Here is a 17,674-nt window from a genome sequence, read left to right on the forward strand (position 1 = left end):
CGGAAGCCTGGAAGCTGCGTCAGCAGGCATGGCCGGTTCGGTCTCCATTGGCTCCGGATTAGCAGGTAGCGAAGTTGCAGAACACACAATACTCCTGCTGTTGTCAGTAACACGCCTGCGCTTTATGGATGGGATGGGCCCGGATTCAGATTGCAGTTGATGCGGTGGAAATGTTCCAGTGCCCGTTGTTGTCTGTTCCACCTGGTAACCTGACATGGATCGCTTTCTTTCTTGTTTTCGGCTGTTTGCTGGCTGGTGCCTTCCGGCTTCAGTGGATGTTAACGGGGATGCCGTGTCTGCGGTTACTGAGGAGGAAGGTGACTGCATGATTTCTTCGGGGATTACCTGTTTCCAATTGGAGAATCGTCTGGGGATGACAACAATAGAACGTAAACGCTAATTTAACCAGCGTAATAGCCAACCCCGCCGGATCGGCTTATTCTTGAGATGCCTGCACACAGCTTCTTTTTCCAATAACCAAGCTGTGATGGTCTGACGCCATTTTGTCGGCACCAGGCTTTTTGGCTAAGCCCGGAGTCGTGCCAGGCTTCGATCCGTTGCAGCCATTGTTCTTTAGTGATTTCTGGGTGGTCATCGGAGCCTCCATGCAATCAGAGGTTTTATGATCCACGATCAAATCTCAGCGGGGTAGGACGTGGGTTATTTTGGCGGTTACGTTCCGGGAAGGACGTTACAAAAGCCAGGCGCTGCTCGACGAAGCGGCTCTGCTTATGGCCTATGTCGATTTAAACCCTGTTCGAGCCAAATGGTGAAATCGCCAGAGACCTCTGAATACACTTTTATCAGCAAAAGGACGAAATATTTGATTGTTGTGGCTTTAAAATCTTTTGGTGTTCTTTTTTATTTTACAATTTGCACAAAGTATTACGACTGGACTGATATCTGACAGTCGCATTTTTACCGTAGGATAAGGGCGGCCCACGGAGCAACTCTATAAACGTATTGCAATAATCGGCCAGTCTCGCCAGTTGATGGCTATTACTCTGTTGCAGTGCCCGGCACGACCGGATCAATCGCTCTGTTTCAAGCACCTGAACAGGACTGTCACTTGTTATTTTATCCTGACGTGATGCTAATAAGATGGGTTCTAACTGCTGGCAAATATCAGCACATTCCCCTGATAAGTGCACCACTGACTCAATATTTTTTCGGGTTATTGCCCGGGCCTGAAGGCTCAACAGCCTCTCCAGATTTTGCAGTAACTGATGAAGTTGCGAACTCTCTTTTTGGCCCCCATCGTCTTGAGACTCATCATCGGACATTATGACCGCCTCTCCCCTTCAACCGGGCGTACCTCACCTTCATTGATCACCCGGCATTTGAACGGTCTGCCATTTTCTTTCTGAACCAGGATAATATCACCAATATGGCCGCTTTCCATGGCGACACCGGTGGTAATTAATTCGATATTTTCTGATTGAACAACAATGGTTAAATGCTGCCCCCGACGGATAGCAGTGGCCCTTTTTACCATATCGGTGGTAATCACAGTGCCAGCACCAATCTTTCGGGTAGCGATGTATCCGGAAGGATTATCCTGAAATACATTCGGTTTCAGGGAACTCAAACGAACTTTTGATGTTTTCAGCCTCGGCTGTCCTGGCCCCGACAACGCCTCGCCCCGGTTCAGATCCCTGTCGGCAAGCAATACCGATACGTCAAAATCCACTCTGACCGCCAGCCGTTGTTTCCAGCGGTGTTCCGGGAAGGTGCCGAGATGATCAGGACAGCTGATCAATAATGGCAGTTTACCGTTCTGAGCCATGGCAGAGAAGCGGATATCCGGTGTTACCGGACAGTCTGGCAATTGCTGCCAGCGTTCTTTATGCAGCAAAACCACCCGGGGATTACGGCCGTTAAAACGTTTAGCCAATAAGCGCGAATGCTCACAGAGTTGACTGATGACCTCCCCCTGAACCCTTTGATCAGAACTCTTATCTGATTGATCTGACTGCGGGCTGGTATCCGTACATGACACTGTATGGGCGTTTGCAATATTGGGAATATTGAGCAAGCACAGACACAGGGATAAAACAAAACGACGACTGATTGATAATTTCCTGTGGAGAATAAAATATGTGACAAATAAATACATTTTTTACGACAACGTACTACTCTTTACACACGACTTAATATAGACGAATAGATAGCCTGTATGTTGATTTCATTTGAGTCGGCCATGGGTATACACCCAAGAGTTGCACAGCTCAGAAGCTCTCAGATTGCCATCCAGTCAGGCAATATTTTTAATATTGAAACACCACAATACCGGGCACTTGAGGCTAACCTCAACACTTACCATTCGGCTTATGGTTTATCTCAGGATTTGTCGGTCTCAGACAAACGGCATATCACCCCAAATCAACTGGCGGATGTTGAGTTATCCATTGCCTTTAAAAATTCAGGCGGTATTGCCTCGGAAAATGGTAACGATGTATCTCTGGCACTGGAGCAGGCAAAACTTGCACAGTCGATGGCCGGGTACAATATCAGCATATCGTTAATCCGGGAGCGTCTGAGCATGCTGGATAAGGTGATCAGTGGTCGCTAGTGTATGGTTTCAATGAGTTTGACGGGTTGACGTGCCTCCGCACTCCGTTCGTCCTGAGCCTGTCGAAGGACCCATAGGGCCTAAAGGCGGAAACTCCGGACTCTGATAGATTGTGCCAAGCACCCTTCGTCCGTGCATCCTGAGCGGGGTCGAAGGGCGCTCAGGGTGAACGGAGATTGTACACATCAAACCCATTGAAACCATGTACTACCTAGGAGGCTGTCCGAGAATAGACGTCATAAATTGTTAATTCGATGAAGTGAGAACCCTATGAGTCTGCAGTTGGTTCAGGCTATGTCTGGTTACGCCATGGTCGCCCAGGCAACCCGTATGACACTGGTGGCCGAGGCGCTCTCTTACAATGAGGTTGCAGCAGCGTCTGCTGCTGAGGTGCTGCGGCCGGGGCGAGCGTTACTTCAGGCCAGAACCGTAGATGCTGGCTCCGCTGCCAGAGAGAATATTCCGGCGTTTACCGTTGAAGTAGCGGGCATTATCAAAGATAAGTCACCTCCCCAGGTGCGCTATCAGCCGGGCCATCCTCTGGCTAATGCCAACGGTGAAGTGTTTTACCCGAATATCAGCACGATTGAAGAAATGGCGACCATGATTTCGGCAGCCCGTTCTTTTGATGCGGCTGTCTCGGTGTTCACCAGCGCCCGTCACATGCAGGGCCAGGCACTGGAGCTGATCGGTGTTCATAAGTAGTTAACCAAATGAAATCGTATTTTCTGACTAAGTGGGTATCACTATGATTTCATCCATTCAACACGAAGTGCCCTTCATCGGTGGTAGCGCTTCGTCGTTGCCTTCTCCCGACAGTTCCAGTGCCTTGAGTAAAAACTTTATGACGTTGTTGATTACTCAACTTAAGCACCAGAACCCGCTTGAACCGATGGAAAGCGGTGATCTGCTGAATCAGCTGGCGGCCATGACTTCCGTATCAGAGTTAAGAGATATCCACGCCGGTATCAGCCGGTTGAGCGATCAGTTTGCAACGGCCCAACTGTCCAGCGCTACGGCACTGCTGGGTCAGGAGGTCGCTATTGATGCCCGCCAGTTTTCATTCAATGGCGATGGGAATAAATTAGCCCTGGCCTTTCCTTCGCCAGGTACAGGGCACTTGTTGCATTTTTTGCTCACCGATCAAAATGGTACCCCGGTAAAAGAAGCCCATTATCAGGGGCGTCATAATGAGTCACCGGGTACTTCCATAAAGAAAAGCCTGGACCAACTGTTTGGCTCGCTGCCTCATGGTCAGTACTGGCTGCAAAGCACCCTGGATGGTGATAGTGAAGTGGTTCCTGTGCAGCTGGTCAGTAAAGCAAACAGTATTGTTTTCAACAGCTCTGATCAGGCACCACAGATCAGGCTTGAGGCCATCGAGCCTGTGGCACTGTCCAGCATTCATTCCGTGACCCGACCATAAGGCTGACTGTTGTTGTCTCATCGGTGAGGTAAGCGTCTATGTCAATCAGTACCTCCGGCATGAATGCCGCCCAAAGTCAGCTGGAAATAGCCAGCCAGAACCTGACCAATGCGGAAACGAATGGTTATAAGTCGTTCCGGGCGATTCTTGGTGATGCCTATGCCCAGGCGGGAACTGCATCGGTGGATATGGCCGGGGTCACTCTGCTGGCAACCCGGCAGGAGTTTGCCCAGGGACAGTTGACGCAATCGGGTAATGCCTTTGACCTGGGCATTGATGGCAAGGGCTTTTTTGTCCTTGGCAATAATGGAGAGCAGCTCTTCAGCCGGGCAGGCCTGTTTACACAGGATAAGGAGAATTATCTGGTGAACCCCAGTGGTTACCGCCTCAGGGGCTTTGGTGTCAATAATCAGGGTGCGGTTGATACCTCAAAACTGGTTGACTTGCAGGTCATTCAGGCTAACCGGCCAGGCAAAGCAACCACCAAAGCATCAGCTACCATTAACCTCAATGCCAGTGAACCGGTGATTAATCGTACGACGGTTGCCCTTAACCCGTCAGACCCAAGGACATTCAGCTGGTACGGAGCGTTGAATATTTTCGATAGCCTTGGCGAACAACATACGCTGGGTAGCTATTTCACCAAAACCGAGACCAGTCAGTGGCTGCTTGAATTTCAGGTGGATGGGCAGTCCCTCAAACAGACAGAAAACCTGACATTCAACAGCTCAGGCCTGTTGACGACACCCGCCGATGCGCAGTTTTCACTGACACCACCGGAGCTGCCCTCAGGTGCCGTTCTCCAGCCCCTGGCCATGGACTTTTCCGGCATCACCCAGTTCGCCATTGATTCGTCATTCCGTCCCCTGGTGGTTGACGGGCAAATGGCGGGCAGCCTTAACCAGGTCAGTTTTGCCGACAACGGTTTTCTGCAGGGTAGCTACAGCAATGGTGAACAATACCTGCTTGGTCAGGTGGCACTGGCTACCTTTCCCAATGATAACGGGTTAGTGGTTAATGGGAATAATACCTGGATGTCGTCTATGGTATCCGGCACTCCGCTCTTTAGTCCATCGGGCCTTAATGGCGCGGGCCTTATCAGGGCGGGGTTTGTTGAACAGTCCAATGTGGATCTGGCCAGCGGGTTGTCGGATGTCATTCTCGCCCAGCGCAACTTTCAGGTAAGCGCCAAGGCTTTCCAGGCAGAAGATGTCCTGTCACAAACACTGATCAATCTCACCTGACGGGCACCTGGCCATGTTTTCCGGAATGCAGATGACCACCGCCAGTGCCGAACGGGTCTGGCAAAGCCTGTCCGTGTTTGCGGGTAATTTATCCGGTCAGTCGGTGCCCGGTTACCGGGGCGACTCGGTATTTGCCCAAAAACTGGCACAGACACAGACGGCAATGGCCCAACAACGGGCTCCCGCATTTTCCCTTCAGGCTGCCACCAATTTTACCAGCGGCTCTCTGAGACCCACAGGACGCCAGCTGGATGTTGCCATCGACGGTGCCGGATGGTTAGTGGTGCAAGATGCCAGCGGAAAGGCAGGGCTGACCCGAAACGGTTTGCTCAGTCTGACCGCAACGGGTGAGGTGTTGACCGGCAATGGTGCCCGCGTCATGGGACAGACGGGGCCGTTGACCATTCCTGCATTCAGTCAGCTGACCATTGGCAGTGAGGGGTCTGTCAGTGTCGTTCCTGCCGGTGGTCAAGACGTTGAAGAGGTGGGGCGTATCCGCTTTGCCAATCCCCCCCAGGCCAACCTGATTCGGAGCCCGAATGGCCTGTTCAGGCTGGCGGATGGCAGTGCGCCAGTCCCTGATCCACGGGTTAAGATGGTCAGCGGGGCGCTTGAAGAGAGCAATGTTGACCTGATGGCGGAGTACCTGAATGTGGTGGAAGCTGGAAAAACCATGGATCTCCATGTTCGTATGTTATCAGCCTTTGATCAGATGGCAGGGCGAGGCAATGAGTTGCTGAACCTGACCCGGCGCTGGTAGCTGAAAGCCTTAAAAAGAAGGGAACCACAAAGACACAAAGTTTTTTTCGGGTTTGCGTGAGCTGCGCCTGGCAAACAAAAAAGGCTTCCTTTGTGCCTTAGTGTCTTTAGGGAACCACAAAGGCACAAAGACACAAAGTTTTTTTCGGGTTTGCGTGAGCTGCGCCCGGCAAACAAAAAAGGCTTCCTTTGTGCCTTAGTGTCTTTGTGGTTCAACGCTTTTATACCTTTTGTCACACTCTCGCTCTTTGTGAGAACGAGTTCATCACCGCTTCCGTCTTCAGGAGATTAGTTAATGAGAGCATCACCATGAACAGTCTGTGGATAAACCAGGGCGGCCTGACCCTGCAGGATGCCAGAATGATGGCTGCTTCCCAGAACCTCAGTAATATCAGCACCTATGGCTATAAAAAAGAACGGGTGGTGGCTGCGGATCAGTTTTATACCACCCTGAAACAGGCCGGAGCAATGGCCAACAGTGGGGATGAACTGCCCAGCGGCCTGCAGGTGGGTACGGGTGCCAGAATCACCGCCACCCAGAAAATATTTACCAATGGCAATGTCCAGAATACCGGTAATGCGCTGGATCTGGCTATTGTCGGCGATGGCTTTGTGCAGGTTCAGTTACCTTCCGGAGAGATGGCTTATACCCGTAACGGACAGTTGCAGCTCAATGGCGAAGGTGAAATCGTGGTGGCCACCGGCCAGCCGATAGAGCCGGTGATCGCCATCCCGATGGAAGCCCGGAACATCACCATTGGTCAGGATGGCACGGTATCCGTTGCCATGCCCGGTAGCCCGGAAGCTCAGGTTCTGGGGCAGATCTCTCTGGTTAATTTCATCAATCCCATGGGGCTGCAGTCCATCGGCGATAACTTCTATCTGGAAACCGCTGCCAGCGGTTCCCCTGTGGAGGGCGTTCCCGGCACCAATGGTCTTGGTGAAATCCGGCAGTTTTCCCTTGAGGCCTCCAATGTCGATGTGGTGGAAGAGCTGGTCAATCTGATCATGATTCAGCGGGCTTATGAAATGCAGGCCAGGGCCATCGATGTGGCCAGTAATTCCCAGGAATATCTGGTGAAAAGCAGTTAGGAACAATTCAAACCGGATGCACCCTATGGGCAAAACAGTTACATCGACGTTTATTTGGCTGATCGCTGTGCTGGTGATCGGGTTGCCGGGCTGTCAGGTGGTATTGCCACACAACCAGCCCCTGAATAATGCCGACGATGAAGACACTGAACCCGTGCTTACCCGTGCCCCGGAGCCCCCTCCGGCACCGGCACCGGGCAGTCTTTATACATATGCCACCAGTATGCGCCTGTTTGATGATCTGAAAGCCTATCGCCCCGGCGATATTCTGACCGTGATGCTGCAGGAAAAGACCTTCTCCAGTAAAAAGGCCAATACCAGCCTGGACAAAAATGCCAGTGCCACCATAGCGCCCCCCACGGTATTCGGGAACAAATACTCGAGACTGGACACACAACTCAGCAGCAACCGGAACTTTGGCGGCAAAGGATCGACCTCCCAGCAAAACCATTTAACCGGCTCGGTGACCGTGGTCGTGCAAAAAGTGCTGCCCAGTGGTGCGCTGTTGGTTAAGGGCAGCAAAATGGTCCGGCTGAATCAGGGTGATGAAGTCATCTTTGTCAGCGGTGTGGTGCGCCCTGAAGACGTTACCCAGGACAACAAGGTCTCCTCGCTGCGTCTGGCCCAGGCAAAAATCAGTTATACCGGCCGGGGCGACCTGGCCCAGGCCAACACCCAGGGCTGGCTCTCCCGTATTCTGAACAGCAGCTGGTTTCCATTTTGAACAGGCTGGTCTGGCTGTTATTGATGACGCTTGTTTTTTCGCCGATCAGTCAGGCAGTGCGTCTGGTGGACCTGGTCGATATAGAAGGTGTGCGCAAAAACCAGTTGATCGGCTATGGCCTGGTGGTTGGTTTGCAGGGTACTGGCGACCAGACCCGTCAAACCGTTTTTACCAGTCAGTCCATGGTCAACATGCTGCGCCAGTTTGGTATTCAGTTACCCCCGGGGAGTGATCCGCGGATGAAGAATGTTGCTGCCGTCAGTATCAGTGCCAACCTGCCCACCTTTGCCCGCCCGGGAACCACGCTTGATGTGATGGTTTCCTCGATTGGTGACGCCAAAAGTCTCCGTGGCGGTGTGCTTCTGGCGTCACCATTACGGGGTATTGATGGCCAGGTCTACGCCCTGGCCCAGGGTTCAGTGATTGTTGGCGGAGTGTCTGCCCAGGGCGCTACCGGCACCCAGATCAGTATCAATACAACGACGGTCGGACGCATTCCGGGAGGTGCCACCATTGAACAGTCGATCATTCCTCCAGAAATAACGTCGAATGTCGTACGATTAAATCTCAGGGAGCAGAATTACAGCCAGAGCCGTTTACTGGTCAAGGCTATCAATGATCACTTTGGCAGTCATATTGCCTGGGGAGTAGATGGCAGCCAGATTGAAGTCACGGTACCCGAGGGACGGAATAACCGGGTGACGTTTCTGTCCATGCTGGAGACTCTGGATGTTCCCCAGGGCGTCACCCCGGCCCGCGTCGTGATCAATTCCCGTACCGGAACCATCGTTATTGGTGCCGATGTCCGCATTCGCCCGGTAGCCGTAAGCAATGGTTCCACCACCGTGAAAGTCATGGAGCGTCCCAGCGTGATCCAGCCCAACCCGTTTTCCATTGGGACCACACAAATCGAGGAGCAAAGCACCGTCGACATCATACAAAAAACCGGTGGCATGTTTATTGTCCCTGCCACCACCAGCCTGTCCGATATTGTTAATGTGGTGAACAGTGCCGGACTGACGCCCAATGAACTGATCTCAATTCTCCAGGCTATCCAGGAAGCTGGGGCGATGGAGGGTGAGCTGGTGATCATGTGAGGAACTGTCCTGAAATAACTTCCTCATTTCCAATCTTATCCAGTGAAGAAAAAACCTTGCCACGGAGACACGGAGACACGGAGAAAAGAAATTTCTTTTTCCTCTGTGACTCCGTGCCTCCGTGGCGAAAAAGAGGAAGTTATTCAGGAACAATTCCCAATCGGAGGTTTGCCATGGTTTTCACGCCGCTATCCCACCCCACCCACCCTATACTCCCCCTTGATGCGGGGGCCAGCAGGCCGGTCACCGGCAGCAACCGTGATTGCGAAGCATCATCCAACGACTTTATGCGGGTGTTACTGGGGGAAGTGACCCGTCATCTGCAGAAAACCTCAGGACTGTTCGCCGGCAAAGAGCACAACGGCACAGCATCACTGTTCCAGAACGAACTTGCCGGAGCGTTGCTGGCACAGTGTCTGGCGGACCGGCTGACGGAAAAACTGTCCGGTGACCAGCCATGACCGTCAACCATATCGGGCTTAGCGGGGTAAATACTGCCGATATTCTGTTAAATAATACCGCCCATAATATTGCCAATGCCGAAACCCCCTGGTTTAGTCGGCGTCAACCCGTATTGATTACCCAGCAGAGCCACTGGGGCGGTTTGCTGAACCAACTGGGTGGCGTCAGAGTGCTTTATCTGATACAGGTATCGAACGACTATCTTAACGACCAGGTGTTTCGCGCCAGTGCCAGCCAGTCAATGGCAGACAGCTTTGCCGTACCCATGGTTCAGCTGGACCAGTTGCTCGGCGGGGATGATACCGGGTTAACCCGGGTGCTCAATGGCTTTATCGGCAACCTGCAACGGCTGGAAACACGCCCAGAATCTCTGCCCCTGCGCCAACAATGGCTGGGCAGTGCCGGACAACTGGTGGACCGTTTTCATACCCTGGGTCAGCAGCTGCAGGTCATCTCGCAACAACAGACCAGCCAGATCAGCAATGTGATCACCGAGGCCAATCGGCTGGGCGCGGCCATTGCTGATCTCAATAAACAGATCATCGAAGGCAATGGCTCCAATCATAAAATCAGCGATGGCAACTATGCGGACCTGCTGGACCAGCGGGACAACCTGATTAATCAGCTGTCTGAACAGGTATCGGTGGAGGTTTATCGCAACAGTAATAATGCCGTTAACCTGGTGATTCCATCCAGCCAGGGGGCGATTCCCCTGATCATTGGCACGCAGTATTTTGACCTCAGTATCAACCCGGACGCTGCTGACCCAATGAACCCCGATGTGATGGTCAATATCCCGGGCGTCGCTGTTCAGGTCACACCGCAGCAGGGCCGGTTGGCAGGGCTGCAAAAGCTCCATCGGGATGGGCTGATGCCCGTCATCAATCAGCTGGGGCGGATGGCGGTGGTGCTGGCCTCGGAAGTGAACTCTCAGCTGGAGCTGGGTGTTGATCTGGCCGGTGATAAAGGTAGGCCTCTGTTTCAGGATATCAACTCAACATCGGCTATGCAGCAGCGGGTCCTGCCGGCAACGGTTTCGGGGACGGAGGCATTGACCGTTGCAATCGGCGATATTTCCCAGCTGGTGCCATCGGAATACCAGCTGGTATTTACGGCTTCTGATCAATGTCGTGTAACCAGACTGTCGGACGGGCAATCATTCAGTGGTAGCCTGACGGCAGCGACGCCTTTTACCATTGATGGCCTTACCATTCACCTGACAGGAACACCGGCTATCAATGATCAGTTCCTGCTAACACCTTGGCGCCATGAAGCCACACAATTGCGTATTGTTCTTAACGACCCTGAGCAGTTGGCGTTTGCGGCACAAGGCTCAGGACCCGGCGACAACCGGAATCTGCTGGCACTGCTAGGCTGTTTAAACGGTGATTCTGCGAGCTCTCCTGATGTACTGGAAGCTAATATTTTACTTCAGTCGTTTGTTGCCAACCAGACGGCTTCCGCTGTACGACAGAAGAAAACCAGTCAGAGTTTATATCAGGCTGCGGTTGCCGAGAGGGAGGGTCTCAGTGGTGTTAATCTGGATGAAGAAGCGGCTAACCTGCTGCGATTCCAGCAGTTCTACCAGGCCAATGCACGTCTGTTACGAACCAGTCAGATGATTATTGATGAATTGCTGGCAGTTTGTCGGTGAGACCGATGCGGGTAAGTACAGCACAACAGCAGGCCATGGTTTTGCAGGATCTGCAGAACATCAGTCAGCACCAGCTGGAAGGCTGGAACCAGGTGGCCACGGGCAAACAGATAACCCAACCAGCCAAGGCTCCGGGCAGCTGGACGCAACTGCAAAGTGTCAACAGAGAGATCAGCCAGACCGGCCAATACCTGAATTCCATTACTGCCCTGACGTCCCAGTTTCAAATGGAAGATACCCTGTTGCAGAGTTACACAGGCTACCTGCAGGATATCCGTGCGCTGGTGCTGCAGGCCAACAACCCCGGGCTGGCAGCGGTGGACCTGGCCACCCTCGGGCAGCAGGTTGTGCAGTGGCGAAACGCAATTATCGGGCTGCTGAACAGCCGTGATGCCGAAGGTTACTACCTGTTTGCCGGTTCCCGGACCAGCACACCGCCGGTGACGGTTTCAACGGCCAGTGATGGCAATGAATCGTTTGTCTTTAATAACAATAACGACATACGGCAAATAACAGTCGCCTCCGATATAACAATGTCGTCTACGGACAGTGCTGAGTCTTTGTGCTTTACTGTGGACGACGGTGGATCAGGTTTTAATGTAATCCTTATGCTCGGTCAGATAGCGCAGACACTTCAGGCTCCACCCGCCAACCTGTCAACGCTGCTTGCCGGTTACCTGGTACAGCTTGATCAGGCACAGAATCAGGCTGGCAGCGTTCATGCCGCCCTGGGAACCCGAATGAAAGCACTGGATGGTATTCGCAGTGACCTTCACGAGGCCAGGTTGTACTTTCAGGAACAGGCAGGGCAGCTGGGTGATCTGGATTATATCAGTGCCATCAGCCATCTGAATCAGCAGAAAGTACAGTATGAAGCCGCTCTTAAAGGGCTTTCTGAGGTAGCGAACCTGTCGTTATTTGATTATCTCTAGGAGGCTGTTATGGCCATCAGTATCAACACCAATATTCCATCAATGCAAGCCCAAATCAGTCTGGAGCGGGCCCAGAACGGTCTTGATACAGCGATGCAAAGGCTCTCGACCGGTTATCGCATCAACAGTGCCGCTGACGATGCCGCCGGGATGCAGATCAGTAACCGGATGAGTTCACAGATTAATGGCCTGAGTGTGGCGGTGCGTAATGCCAATGACGGCATCTCTATTGCCCAGACGGCGGAAGGGGCCATGACGGAAACCGCGTCTCTGCTCCAGCGGATGCGGGACCTGGCAGTACAGTCCGCCAGTGACAGCAACAGCAGCGATGACCGGATTGCCCTGAACGGGGAGCTGAAACAGCTGGGGGCGGAACTGAACCGGATTGCCGAGTCCACCACCTTTGCCGGACAGAAATTGCTGGATGGTTCGTTTGTTGACAAGAACATTCAGGTGGGTGCCTACGCCAATGAGATTATTACCGTCAATGTCAATAGTGTCAGCGGTAAAGACATTGGTATCATGAAGGGGGCAACGCTTACATTTCCTGGCATGGCTCTGCCGGGAACAACCGCCATTGCAGCACAGAGCCTGACGATCGGGGTTAATGGCAATGAAAGCAATATTTCCATAGAGGCCGGGGATAGCGCCCAATCCATTGCCAGTAAGGTAACGAGCGCGGTATCCAGTATGAGCGGGAAGGCAAAGACATCGGCATTAGTGATCTTATCAGCCGGAGATTCCTCCACCTGGGATACAAGCGACACCATTTCCCTGACCGTTAATAACACTACTAAAACCTCGCCAAAGACTGCCGCCACTATTGCTGAGGCCGCAGAAAAACTGGCGGAAGAGCTGGCTTCTTTGGCAAATCTTGAGGCAACGGTTGATAAAACAACGGCAACCAGCCCTAAAATAAAATTGGTTGATAGCAGTGGTAAGAATATCACCCTGTCTGCATCTTCTACAGAAGGAGGTTCAGGTTCTAATAGCCTTACCTTCACTGCCGAAGCCCGGCCACTCGATTATGCAGGTGATGCAACTGAGGAAGCAAAGTCAATTACGTCAGAAAAGATGACCGTCGTGGGTGATATTAAGTGGGTCGGTTCGGATAACAACGCCACCTATACCATGAAAAGCGATGGCAGTTTAGTGCCAACGCTCGCCACTGCCACAAAGGAAGCCCAGTCTGGTAGTATGCCGGTAGATTCCATCGATATCACCACTTATGCTGGTGCACAGCAAGCCATCAAAATCCTTGATCACGCAATAGCCGACGTGGATTCCAACCGGGGCACACTGGGTGCCATTCAAAACCGCTTCCAGCACACCATCTACAACCTTCAGAACGTTCGGGAGAATATGATGGGCTCCCGAAGCCGGATCAAAGACACCGACTATGCCAGCGAAATGTCCAAATTGACCCGGGATCAAGTGCTGAAACAAGCCAGTATGTCCGGCCTGAACCGGGCTAACACCATGCAGCAGGAAGTCCTGGCTTTGTTGCAGTGACTCATTGAATGAATACGGTTGCGCCACTGCCGGGCAGTTTTGATCTGGGGACTGTGGTGGATGCTGTGGTCAATGCTGACATGGCACCCTCGGAAAATGCCCTGAAACGGCGGGAAAATCAGCTGTCCCGGGAGCAGGATCTGATGGTTTCGGTCTATCAGGCGGTCAGTAACCTGCAGCACTCCGCCCGGGCGCTGGTTCAGGAAGCCAGTCTCAACAGTCACCATGTGAATGGCAATGGCCACAGTCTTGGCCGCTGGGTTGCGGTGTCCAGTGAGTCCGACCGGGTTGGCGTCAGCGTCAGGGGTCGTCCTGATCCCGGCAGTTATCAGCTGTCGGTCCATCAGCTGGCCTCACCGCAAATTATGACCAGCCCGCCGTTTGCCAGAGATACCACCTTTAAAGACGCAGGTACGCTGGATCTCGCCCTTAATGGTGGGCACTGGACGGTTAATATTGTTGCCAACAGCACCCTGGCGACCATCGCCAAAGCCATTCAGCTGGGCACTCAGGGGAAAGTCCGGGCAACGGTCATTAACGGCAAGGCGGGGCAACAGCTGCTGCTGACCGGTGCAGAAAAAGGGGCCGATCTTCGTATGACGCTCAGTGGCACCGGAAGCGGTGCCAGGCTGGCAGAGATCATGTCAGAACAGGTGGCTCCGGCTGATGCCCTGATCAGTATTAACGGCGTCACCCTGTATCTGCCCGGCAACGTCAACCAGCCCGCCATTAGCGGGCTGAGCCTGACCCTGAAACAGGCCGATCCTGACCGGCAGCTATACATTGAGGTCAGCCAGGATGTTGAGGCGTTGGTCAGCGCAATGTCGGAATTTGTCAATCACTGCAATAACCTGCTGCAAGCCAGTGACCCCAGGGACAACCAGGGCCTCCAGATCGATGCGGGCACCCCCGCCTCCCTGAGGGGAATCAGCAGTCAGTTGCGTAAACTGGTCAACGCCACGTCTGCAGATACCGGGTTAAGCAGTTCAGAGCAGATCACCAGTTTACTGGATCTTGGGGTCAGTACTGAGCGCAACGGTTTATGGTCTCTGGATGAAGCCTGGTTTCGCCACCAGCTGAATGCCATGCCCTACCAGGTCCTGCAGTTTCTGTCGGACCGGGAAAAGCCGGTGCTGGCACTGGCGCAGAAAATGGACACGCTGTTATCGGGCAGTGGCCCTTTAATATCGAGGATCAGTTATCTGTCACGGGATTTGCAACGGCTGGCGTCGGACCAGTATGCACTGGATATGAGACGACAATTGCTTCATCAGCGCACCAATCAGCAGTTTTTAAATATGGAGCAAACCGTACAGCGCATGAACCGGAACCTGGCCTATGTTGACACTATTTGACCTACTTGACCTGCGTGACCTGATTTTCACCACTGGAAATAAGGAATTACCCCTGAATAACTGCCTCTTTTTGCCACGGAGACACGGAGGCACGGAGAAAAGAAAAATCTTTTCCTCTGTGTCTCCGTGTCTCCGTGGCAAGGTTTTTTCTTTACTGGATAAAATCGAAAATGTGGCAGTTATTTCAGGACAGTTCCCAAGGGGCGATTATGAAGTCTCCAGCCACTGAGTACACCCGGCATCAGTACGGGCACCTGGCCCGGAAAGAGAGTGTTTTCCAGCAGACCTCCCTGCTGTACCAATTATTCCTGGATGACCTGGACCGCTGCCACGGCCATATCAACAGTGGTGACAGTGCCGCTCGCGGAGAGCGGATTCACCACGCCCTCTCTATTTTGATGGTATTAAGAAACCAGGCCCTTGCCATGGTCGACAATCAGCAAGGTCAGCCCCCGTCGGCCAATGAACTGCCCGCCCGGCTGCTTGAATTATATGACCACTGCCTTGCATGTCTGACATCCGTGATCGCTGATAATGATACTGCCCCCCTGAATACCGCCCGGTCTATGATCGATACGGTTAAAGGTGCCTGGGATGAGTTGGCCTTACAGCAGGGGCAGATGACTGAGACTTGTTAAGGCTGGAGCCTGTCTTTTGCGGGCAGCGGGTGGCGGGAAGCGGGCAGCGCTTACTGAAATGTCGAAGTTATTAACAGCCATAAGCAGAAAGTTCGGTTCCCCTGACCATGCCATGGGATGAACAGGGCGATGAAAGAGCCCGCCTGTTTATCGTAAACAGAGAGCCATCTTTTATGAATATTGAGACAGTTGGCACTGAGACTGACCGTGTGATCGACGCACTTCGGAACAGTCCTGAAATAACTTCCACATTTCCGATGCTATCCAGCCAGGAAAGAACTTTGCCACAGAGACACGGAGGCACGGAGGAAAAGATTTTTTCTGTTCTCCGTGCCTCCGTGTCTCCGTGGCAAGAAGTTATTCAGGGACAATTCCTTCCAGCCTCGTATTCCCGGGAGGCGATAACCGGGCAGCTGTCTGTACAGAACGGGTTGGTGCAGAACGGACTGCCGGAGGAAGATGAGTTTCAGGCAATTCTGCAGCAGATGATCGAACCTCTGGGACCGATAAATCCTGAGGGGGCTTCGAATCCGTCTTTACATTCCGATTTACCATCGACTATCTACACCAACACAGCGGATTTCGGGGACGACATACAGGCAATTGAGTGGGCAACGACCACAGATGCAGAAGTTCCAGCGGTTCACCCTCACCCCGAATTGACGTTAAATTCACAACACTTGCCGTCTGATCAACTGACCCGGAGACCAGACCCGGTAGAGATGGGGCCAGTTAAGCCTGACCATCCGGGGGAAGAGGCTTCCGGCCAGGCGGTGTTACCTGACGTTCAGCAAACCATGGAGATTGGCTCGCTGCGTCAGTCTGCACAGCTTTCTATGGTAGCCACACAAAAGCGAATACTGTCGAATCAGGAGGCCTTAGCCCCAGAGTCAACCCTGGAGTCGTCGCCCGCCAATCAAGAAAGTCAGACAACCATACAGCCAGTAACAGCTGAGGTATCGGATACACTTCTGAAAAGATTGGAACCTGCCAGCGTCCGCCAGCCATTGCCCGGAAGTCAATCGTCTGCAATTCAACCGGTAACGGCCCCGGTGAAAAACTGTTTGATGCTTGGCGGGGATCGTTATGCCCGGGCCGTTGCCGAGTTTCCCGGACTGGGTACGGTGCAGGTGGTGATGACTCGCCATAACAGCGAGGTCACCGTGAATCTGCAAGCCAGCCAGCAGTCTCTGCCAACCCTTGAAAGCTGTTCCTCTACACTGCAGCAGTTGGTCAGCGACAGCATTCAGCAGATGCACATTCCCGGCAGTTCAGTGAATAAAGAAGGGCCCGGTGGTTCTTCAGCAACGGAGTCTGGGCTGAAAATAGCACTCTCATTAACCACCCCTGATCATTCCGGGTCAGGCCGGGGAAGGGAACATCCGTTGGCCGAAGAGTTGGCAGGAAGGTCTTATTTTTCTGGCACAGACGGAGATCTTTTGGCTCTAGCATCCCAAACCTCACCAGCATATCAGTCACCCATTGCTCTATCGCGGCACTTCGGTGTGGCGCTTATTGATCTGCATATTTAGCCATTGTTTAACAGAGCTTTCCTATGAACATGAAGAGAATATGAAGACTGACGACGATGATCGTACCATAAAGAACAGTGCTTATGCTCAGTGGCCAGCAGTGCAACGTGGCAGGGTTAATTTCATCGCTCTTATCCTGGCGGGGGTTGTCATGCTTGCTATTGCAGGTGGTGCAACATATTGGTTTTTTTTCCGGGAGGATGACGACTCACTATCGCCAGTGCCCACTGTCGCGTCACCGGGACCTGCGCAATATCTGTCGTTTAAAGATATGATCGTCAATCTGGCTAATGATGAAACCTATGAACTCCATTATATGCAGTTATCCGTTTCTATCATGACCCGAAAAAGCAAATGCCTTGAACAAATGGAAATGAATCGACCGGTCATTCTCAATGCCATGCTTGACCAGCTGTCATCCTGGACATTCGAGGATGTGATGATCACGGGAAATCGGGAGGAATTGCGGAAACAGCTTCTGACTACGGTTCGACACAGGACGGGGCTATCACTTACTAAGGGGGTAGAGGATGTCTTCATCATTAATATGGTGATTCAGTAATCACACAACGAATTGTCCCGGAATAACTTCCTCTTTTTTGCCACGGAGGCACGGATTTTTTGCCACGGAGGCACAGAGGAAAAGATTTTTTCTTTTCTCCGTGTCTCCGTGTC

The 17,674-nt window shown here is 52.7% G+C and carries 20 protein-coding genes; 17 read left to right on the forward strand and 3 right to left on the reverse strand.

The window, feature by feature from the left end:
* Nucleotides 1-214: 214 nt before the first annotated feature.
* Nucleotides 215-400, forward strand: coding sequence for a hypothetical protein (locus CX664_RS26175; RefSeq protein WP_101745473.1), 186 nt, complete (start codon nucleotides 215-217; stop codon nucleotides 398-400).
* A 1-nt stretch (nucleotide 401) separates the two neighbouring features.
* Here CX664_RS26175 and tnpA read toward each other — a convergent pair whose 3' ends face one another.
* From tnpA to flgA, 3 genes are all read right to left on the reverse strand, one after another.
* Complete coding sequence (tnpA, locus tag CX664_RS28050; protein ID WP_420810342.1) at nucleotides 402-611, reverse strand: IS66 family insertion sequence element accessory protein TnpA; 210 nt, start codon at nucleotides 609-611, stop codon at nucleotides 402-404.
* 255 nt (nucleotides 612-866) lie between these two features.
* Complete coding sequence (locus CX664_RS26180) at nucleotides 867-1,283, reverse strand: hypothetical protein (protein ID WP_180966367.1); 417 nt, start codon at nucleotides 1,281-1,283, stop codon at nucleotides 867-869.
* Nucleotides 1,283-1,999: a flagellar basal body P-ring formation chaperone FlgA gene (gene flgA, locus CX664_RS03960; protein ID WP_180966368.1), complete on the reverse strand. Its 717-nt coding sequence runs from the start codon at nucleotides 1,997-1,999 to the stop codon at nucleotides 1,283-1,285. The genes CX664_RS26180 and flgA overlap by 1 nt, the downstream gene beginning before the upstream one ends.
* Before the next feature lie 177 nt (nucleotides 2,000-2,176).
* Here flgA and CX664_RS03965 point away from each other — a divergent pair, with 177 nt between their 5' ends.
* From CX664_RS03965 to CX664_RS04040, 16 genes are all read left to right on the forward strand, one after another.
* Nucleotides 2,177-2,572, forward strand: a complete 396-nt coding sequence (locus CX664_RS03965; RefSeq protein ID WP_101745476.1) for a flagellar basal body rod protein FlgB — start codon at nucleotides 2,177-2,179, stop codon at nucleotides 2,570-2,572.
* A 270-nt stretch (nucleotides 2,573-2,842) separates the two neighbouring features.
* Nucleotides 2,843-3,277 carry a flagellar basal body rod protein FlgC gene (flgC, locus tag CX664_RS03970; RefSeq protein ID WP_101745477.1) on the forward strand — a complete coding sequence of 145 codons (435 nt, stop codon included), beginning with the start codon at nucleotides 2,843-2,845 and terminating at the stop codon, nucleotides 3,275-3,277.
* Nucleotides 3,278-3,320: 43 nt separating this feature from the next.
* On the forward strand, nucleotides 3,321-3,998 hold the full coding sequence (locus CX664_RS03975; protein WP_101745478.1) for a flagellar hook assembly protein FlgD: 678 nt from the start codon (nucleotides 3,321-3,323) through the stop codon (nucleotides 3,996-3,998).
* A gap of 38 nt (nucleotides 3,999-4,036) precedes the next feature.
* Entirely contained in the window at nucleotides 4,037-5,242 is a 1,206-nt protein-coding gene (locus tag CX664_RS03980) for a flagellar hook protein FlgE (RefSeq protein WP_101745479.1), read from the forward strand.
* Between the two features lie 31 nt (nucleotides 5,243-5,273).
* Nucleotides 5,274-6,002 (forward strand): flagellar hook-basal body complex protein, encoded by a 729-nt coding sequence (locus CX664_RS03985; protein ID WP_163372486.1) that lies wholly within the window; start codon nucleotides 5,274-5,276, stop codon nucleotides 6,000-6,002.
* 308 nt (nucleotides 6,003-6,310) lie between these two features.
* Entirely contained in the window at nucleotides 6,311-7,093 is a 783-nt protein-coding gene (gene flgG / locus CX664_RS03990; protein WP_101745481.1) for a flagellar basal-body rod protein FlgG, read from the forward strand.
* Between the two features lie 25 nt (nucleotides 7,094-7,118).
* The gene (locus tag CX664_RS03995; RefSeq protein WP_101745482.1) at nucleotides 7,119-7,817 is read left to right on the forward strand and encodes a flagellar basal body L-ring protein FlgH; all 699 of its coding nucleotides are present in this window, start codon (nucleotides 7,119-7,121) and stop codon (nucleotides 7,815-7,817) included.
* Between the two features lie 23 nt (nucleotides 7,818-7,840).
* Nucleotides 7,841-8,914, forward strand: coding sequence for a flagellar basal body P-ring protein FlgI (locus tag CX664_RS04000; RefSeq protein ID WP_101745516.1), 1,074 nt, complete (start codon nucleotides 7,841-7,843; stop codon nucleotides 8,912-8,914).
* A gap of 173 nt (nucleotides 8,915-9,087) precedes the next feature.
* On the forward strand, nucleotides 9,088-9,375 hold the full coding sequence (locus CX664_RS04005; RefSeq protein ID WP_101745483.1) for a hypothetical protein: 288 nt from the start codon (nucleotides 9,088-9,090) through the stop codon (nucleotides 9,373-9,375).
* Complete coding sequence (gene flgK, locus CX664_RS04010; RefSeq protein WP_101745484.1) at nucleotides 9,372-11,030, forward strand: flagellar hook-associated protein FlgK; 1,659 nt, start codon at nucleotides 9,372-9,374, stop codon at nucleotides 11,028-11,030. The genes CX664_RS04005 and flgK overlap by 4 nt, the downstream gene beginning before the upstream one ends.
* A 5-nt stretch (nucleotides 11,031-11,035) precedes the next feature.
* Nucleotides 11,036-11,962, forward strand: coding sequence for a flagellin N-terminal helical domain-containing protein (locus tag CX664_RS04015; RefSeq protein ID WP_101745485.1), 927 nt, complete (start codon nucleotides 11,036-11,038; stop codon nucleotides 11,960-11,962).
* Between the two features lie 9 nt (nucleotides 11,963-11,971).
* Entirely contained in the window at nucleotides 11,972-13,474 is a 1,503-nt protein-coding gene (locus tag CX664_RS04020; RefSeq protein WP_101745486.1) for a flagellin N-terminal helical domain-containing protein, read from the forward strand.
* 8 nt (nucleotides 13,475-13,482) lie between these two features.
* Complete coding sequence (gene fliD / locus CX664_RS04025; RefSeq protein WP_101745487.1) at nucleotides 13,483-14,829, forward strand: flagellar filament capping protein FliD; 1,347 nt, start codon at nucleotides 13,483-13,485, stop codon at nucleotides 14,827-14,829.
* A gap of 209 nt (nucleotides 14,830-15,038) precedes the next feature.
* Nucleotides 15,039-15,467, forward strand: coding sequence for a flagellar export chaperone FliS (locus CX664_RS04030; RefSeq protein ID WP_180966369.1), 429 nt, complete (start codon nucleotides 15,039-15,041; stop codon nucleotides 15,465-15,467).
* Nucleotides 15,468-15,901: 434 nt separating this feature from the next.
* Nucleotides 15,902-16,999, forward strand: coding sequence for a hypothetical protein (locus tag CX664_RS04035; RefSeq protein ID WP_145999805.1), 1,098 nt, complete (start codon nucleotides 15,902-15,904; stop codon nucleotides 16,997-16,999).
* Between the two features lie 40 nt (nucleotides 17,000-17,039).
* Complete coding sequence (locus CX664_RS04040; RefSeq protein ID WP_101745490.1) at nucleotides 17,040-17,561, forward strand: flagellar basal body-associated FliL family protein; 522 nt, start codon at nucleotides 17,040-17,042, stop codon at nucleotides 17,559-17,561.
* The last annotated feature ends 113 nt before the right edge of the window (nucleotides 17,562-17,674 follow it).

The sequence above is a fragment of the Endozoicomonas acroporae genome (assembly GCF_002864045.1).
GTDB lineage: Bacteria > Pseudomonadota > Gammaproteobacteria > Pseudomonadales > Endozoicomonadaceae > Endozoicomonas > Endozoicomonas acroporae.

What these genes read in the sequence shown, in the direction of transcription:
- CX664_RS26175 (WP_101745473.1), top strand. Translation starts at nt 215, where the DNA reads ATGGATCGCTTTCTTTCTTGTTTTCGGCTGTTTGCTGGCTGGTGCCTT.
- CX664_RS26180 (WP_180966367.1), bottom strand. Translation starts at nt 1,283, where the DNA reads ATGTCCGATGATGAGTCTCAAGACGATGGGGGCCAAAAAGAGAGTTCG.
- CX664_RS03965 (WP_101745476.1), top strand. Translation starts at nt 2,177, where the DNA reads ATGTTGATTTCATTTGAGTCGGCCATGGGTATACACCCAAGAGTTGCA.
- flgC (WP_101745477.1), top strand. Translation starts at nt 2,843, where the DNA reads ATGAGTCTGCAGTTGGTTCAGGCTATGTCTGGTTACGCCATGGTCGCC.
- CX664_RS03975 (WP_101745478.1), top strand. Translation starts at nt 3,321, where the DNA reads ATGATTTCATCCATTCAACACGAAGTGCCCTTCATCGGTGGTAGCGCT.
- CX664_RS03980 (WP_101745479.1), top strand. Translation starts at nt 4,037, where the DNA reads ATGTCAATCAGTACCTCCGGCATGAATGCCGCCCAAAGTCAGCTGGAA.
- CX664_RS03985 (WP_163372486.1), top strand. Translation starts at nt 5,274, where the DNA reads ATGACCACCGCCAGTGCCGAACGGGTCTGGCAAAGCCTGTCCGTGTTT.
- flgG (WP_101745481.1), top strand. Translation starts at nt 6,311, where the DNA reads ATGAACAGTCTGTGGATAAACCAGGGCGGCCTGACCCTGCAGGATGCC.
- CX664_RS03995 (WP_101745482.1), top strand. Translation starts at nt 7,119, where the DNA reads ATGGGCAAAACAGTTACATCGACGTTTATTTGGCTGATCGCTGTGCTG.
- CX664_RS04000 (WP_101745516.1), top strand. Translation starts at nt 7,841, where the DNA reads ATGACGCTTGTTTTTTCGCCGATCAGTCAGGCAGTGCGTCTGGTGGAC.
- CX664_RS04005 (WP_101745483.1), top strand. Translation starts at nt 9,088, where the DNA reads ATGGTTTTCACGCCGCTATCCCACCCCACCCACCCTATACTCCCCCTT.
- flgK (WP_101745484.1), top strand. Translation starts at nt 9,372, where the DNA reads ATGACCGTCAACCATATCGGGCTTAGCGGGGTAAATACTGCCGATATT.
- CX664_RS04015 (WP_101745485.1), top strand. Translation starts at nt 11,036, where the DNA reads ATGCGGGTAAGTACAGCACAACAGCAGGCCATGGTTTTGCAGGATCTG.
- CX664_RS04020 (WP_101745486.1), top strand. Translation starts at nt 11,972, where the DNA reads ATGGCCATCAGTATCAACACCAATATTCCATCAATGCAAGCCCAAATC.
- fliD (WP_101745487.1), top strand. Translation starts at nt 13,483, where the DNA reads ATGAATACGGTTGCGCCACTGCCGGGCAGTTTTGATCTGGGGACTGTG.
- CX664_RS04030 (WP_180966369.1), top strand. Translation starts at nt 15,039, where the DNA reads ATGAAGTCTCCAGCCACTGAGTACACCCGGCATCAGTACGGGCACCTG.
- CX664_RS04040 (WP_101745490.1), top strand. Translation starts at nt 17,040, where the DNA reads ATGAAGACTGACGACGATGATCGTACCATAAAGAACAGTGCTTATGCT.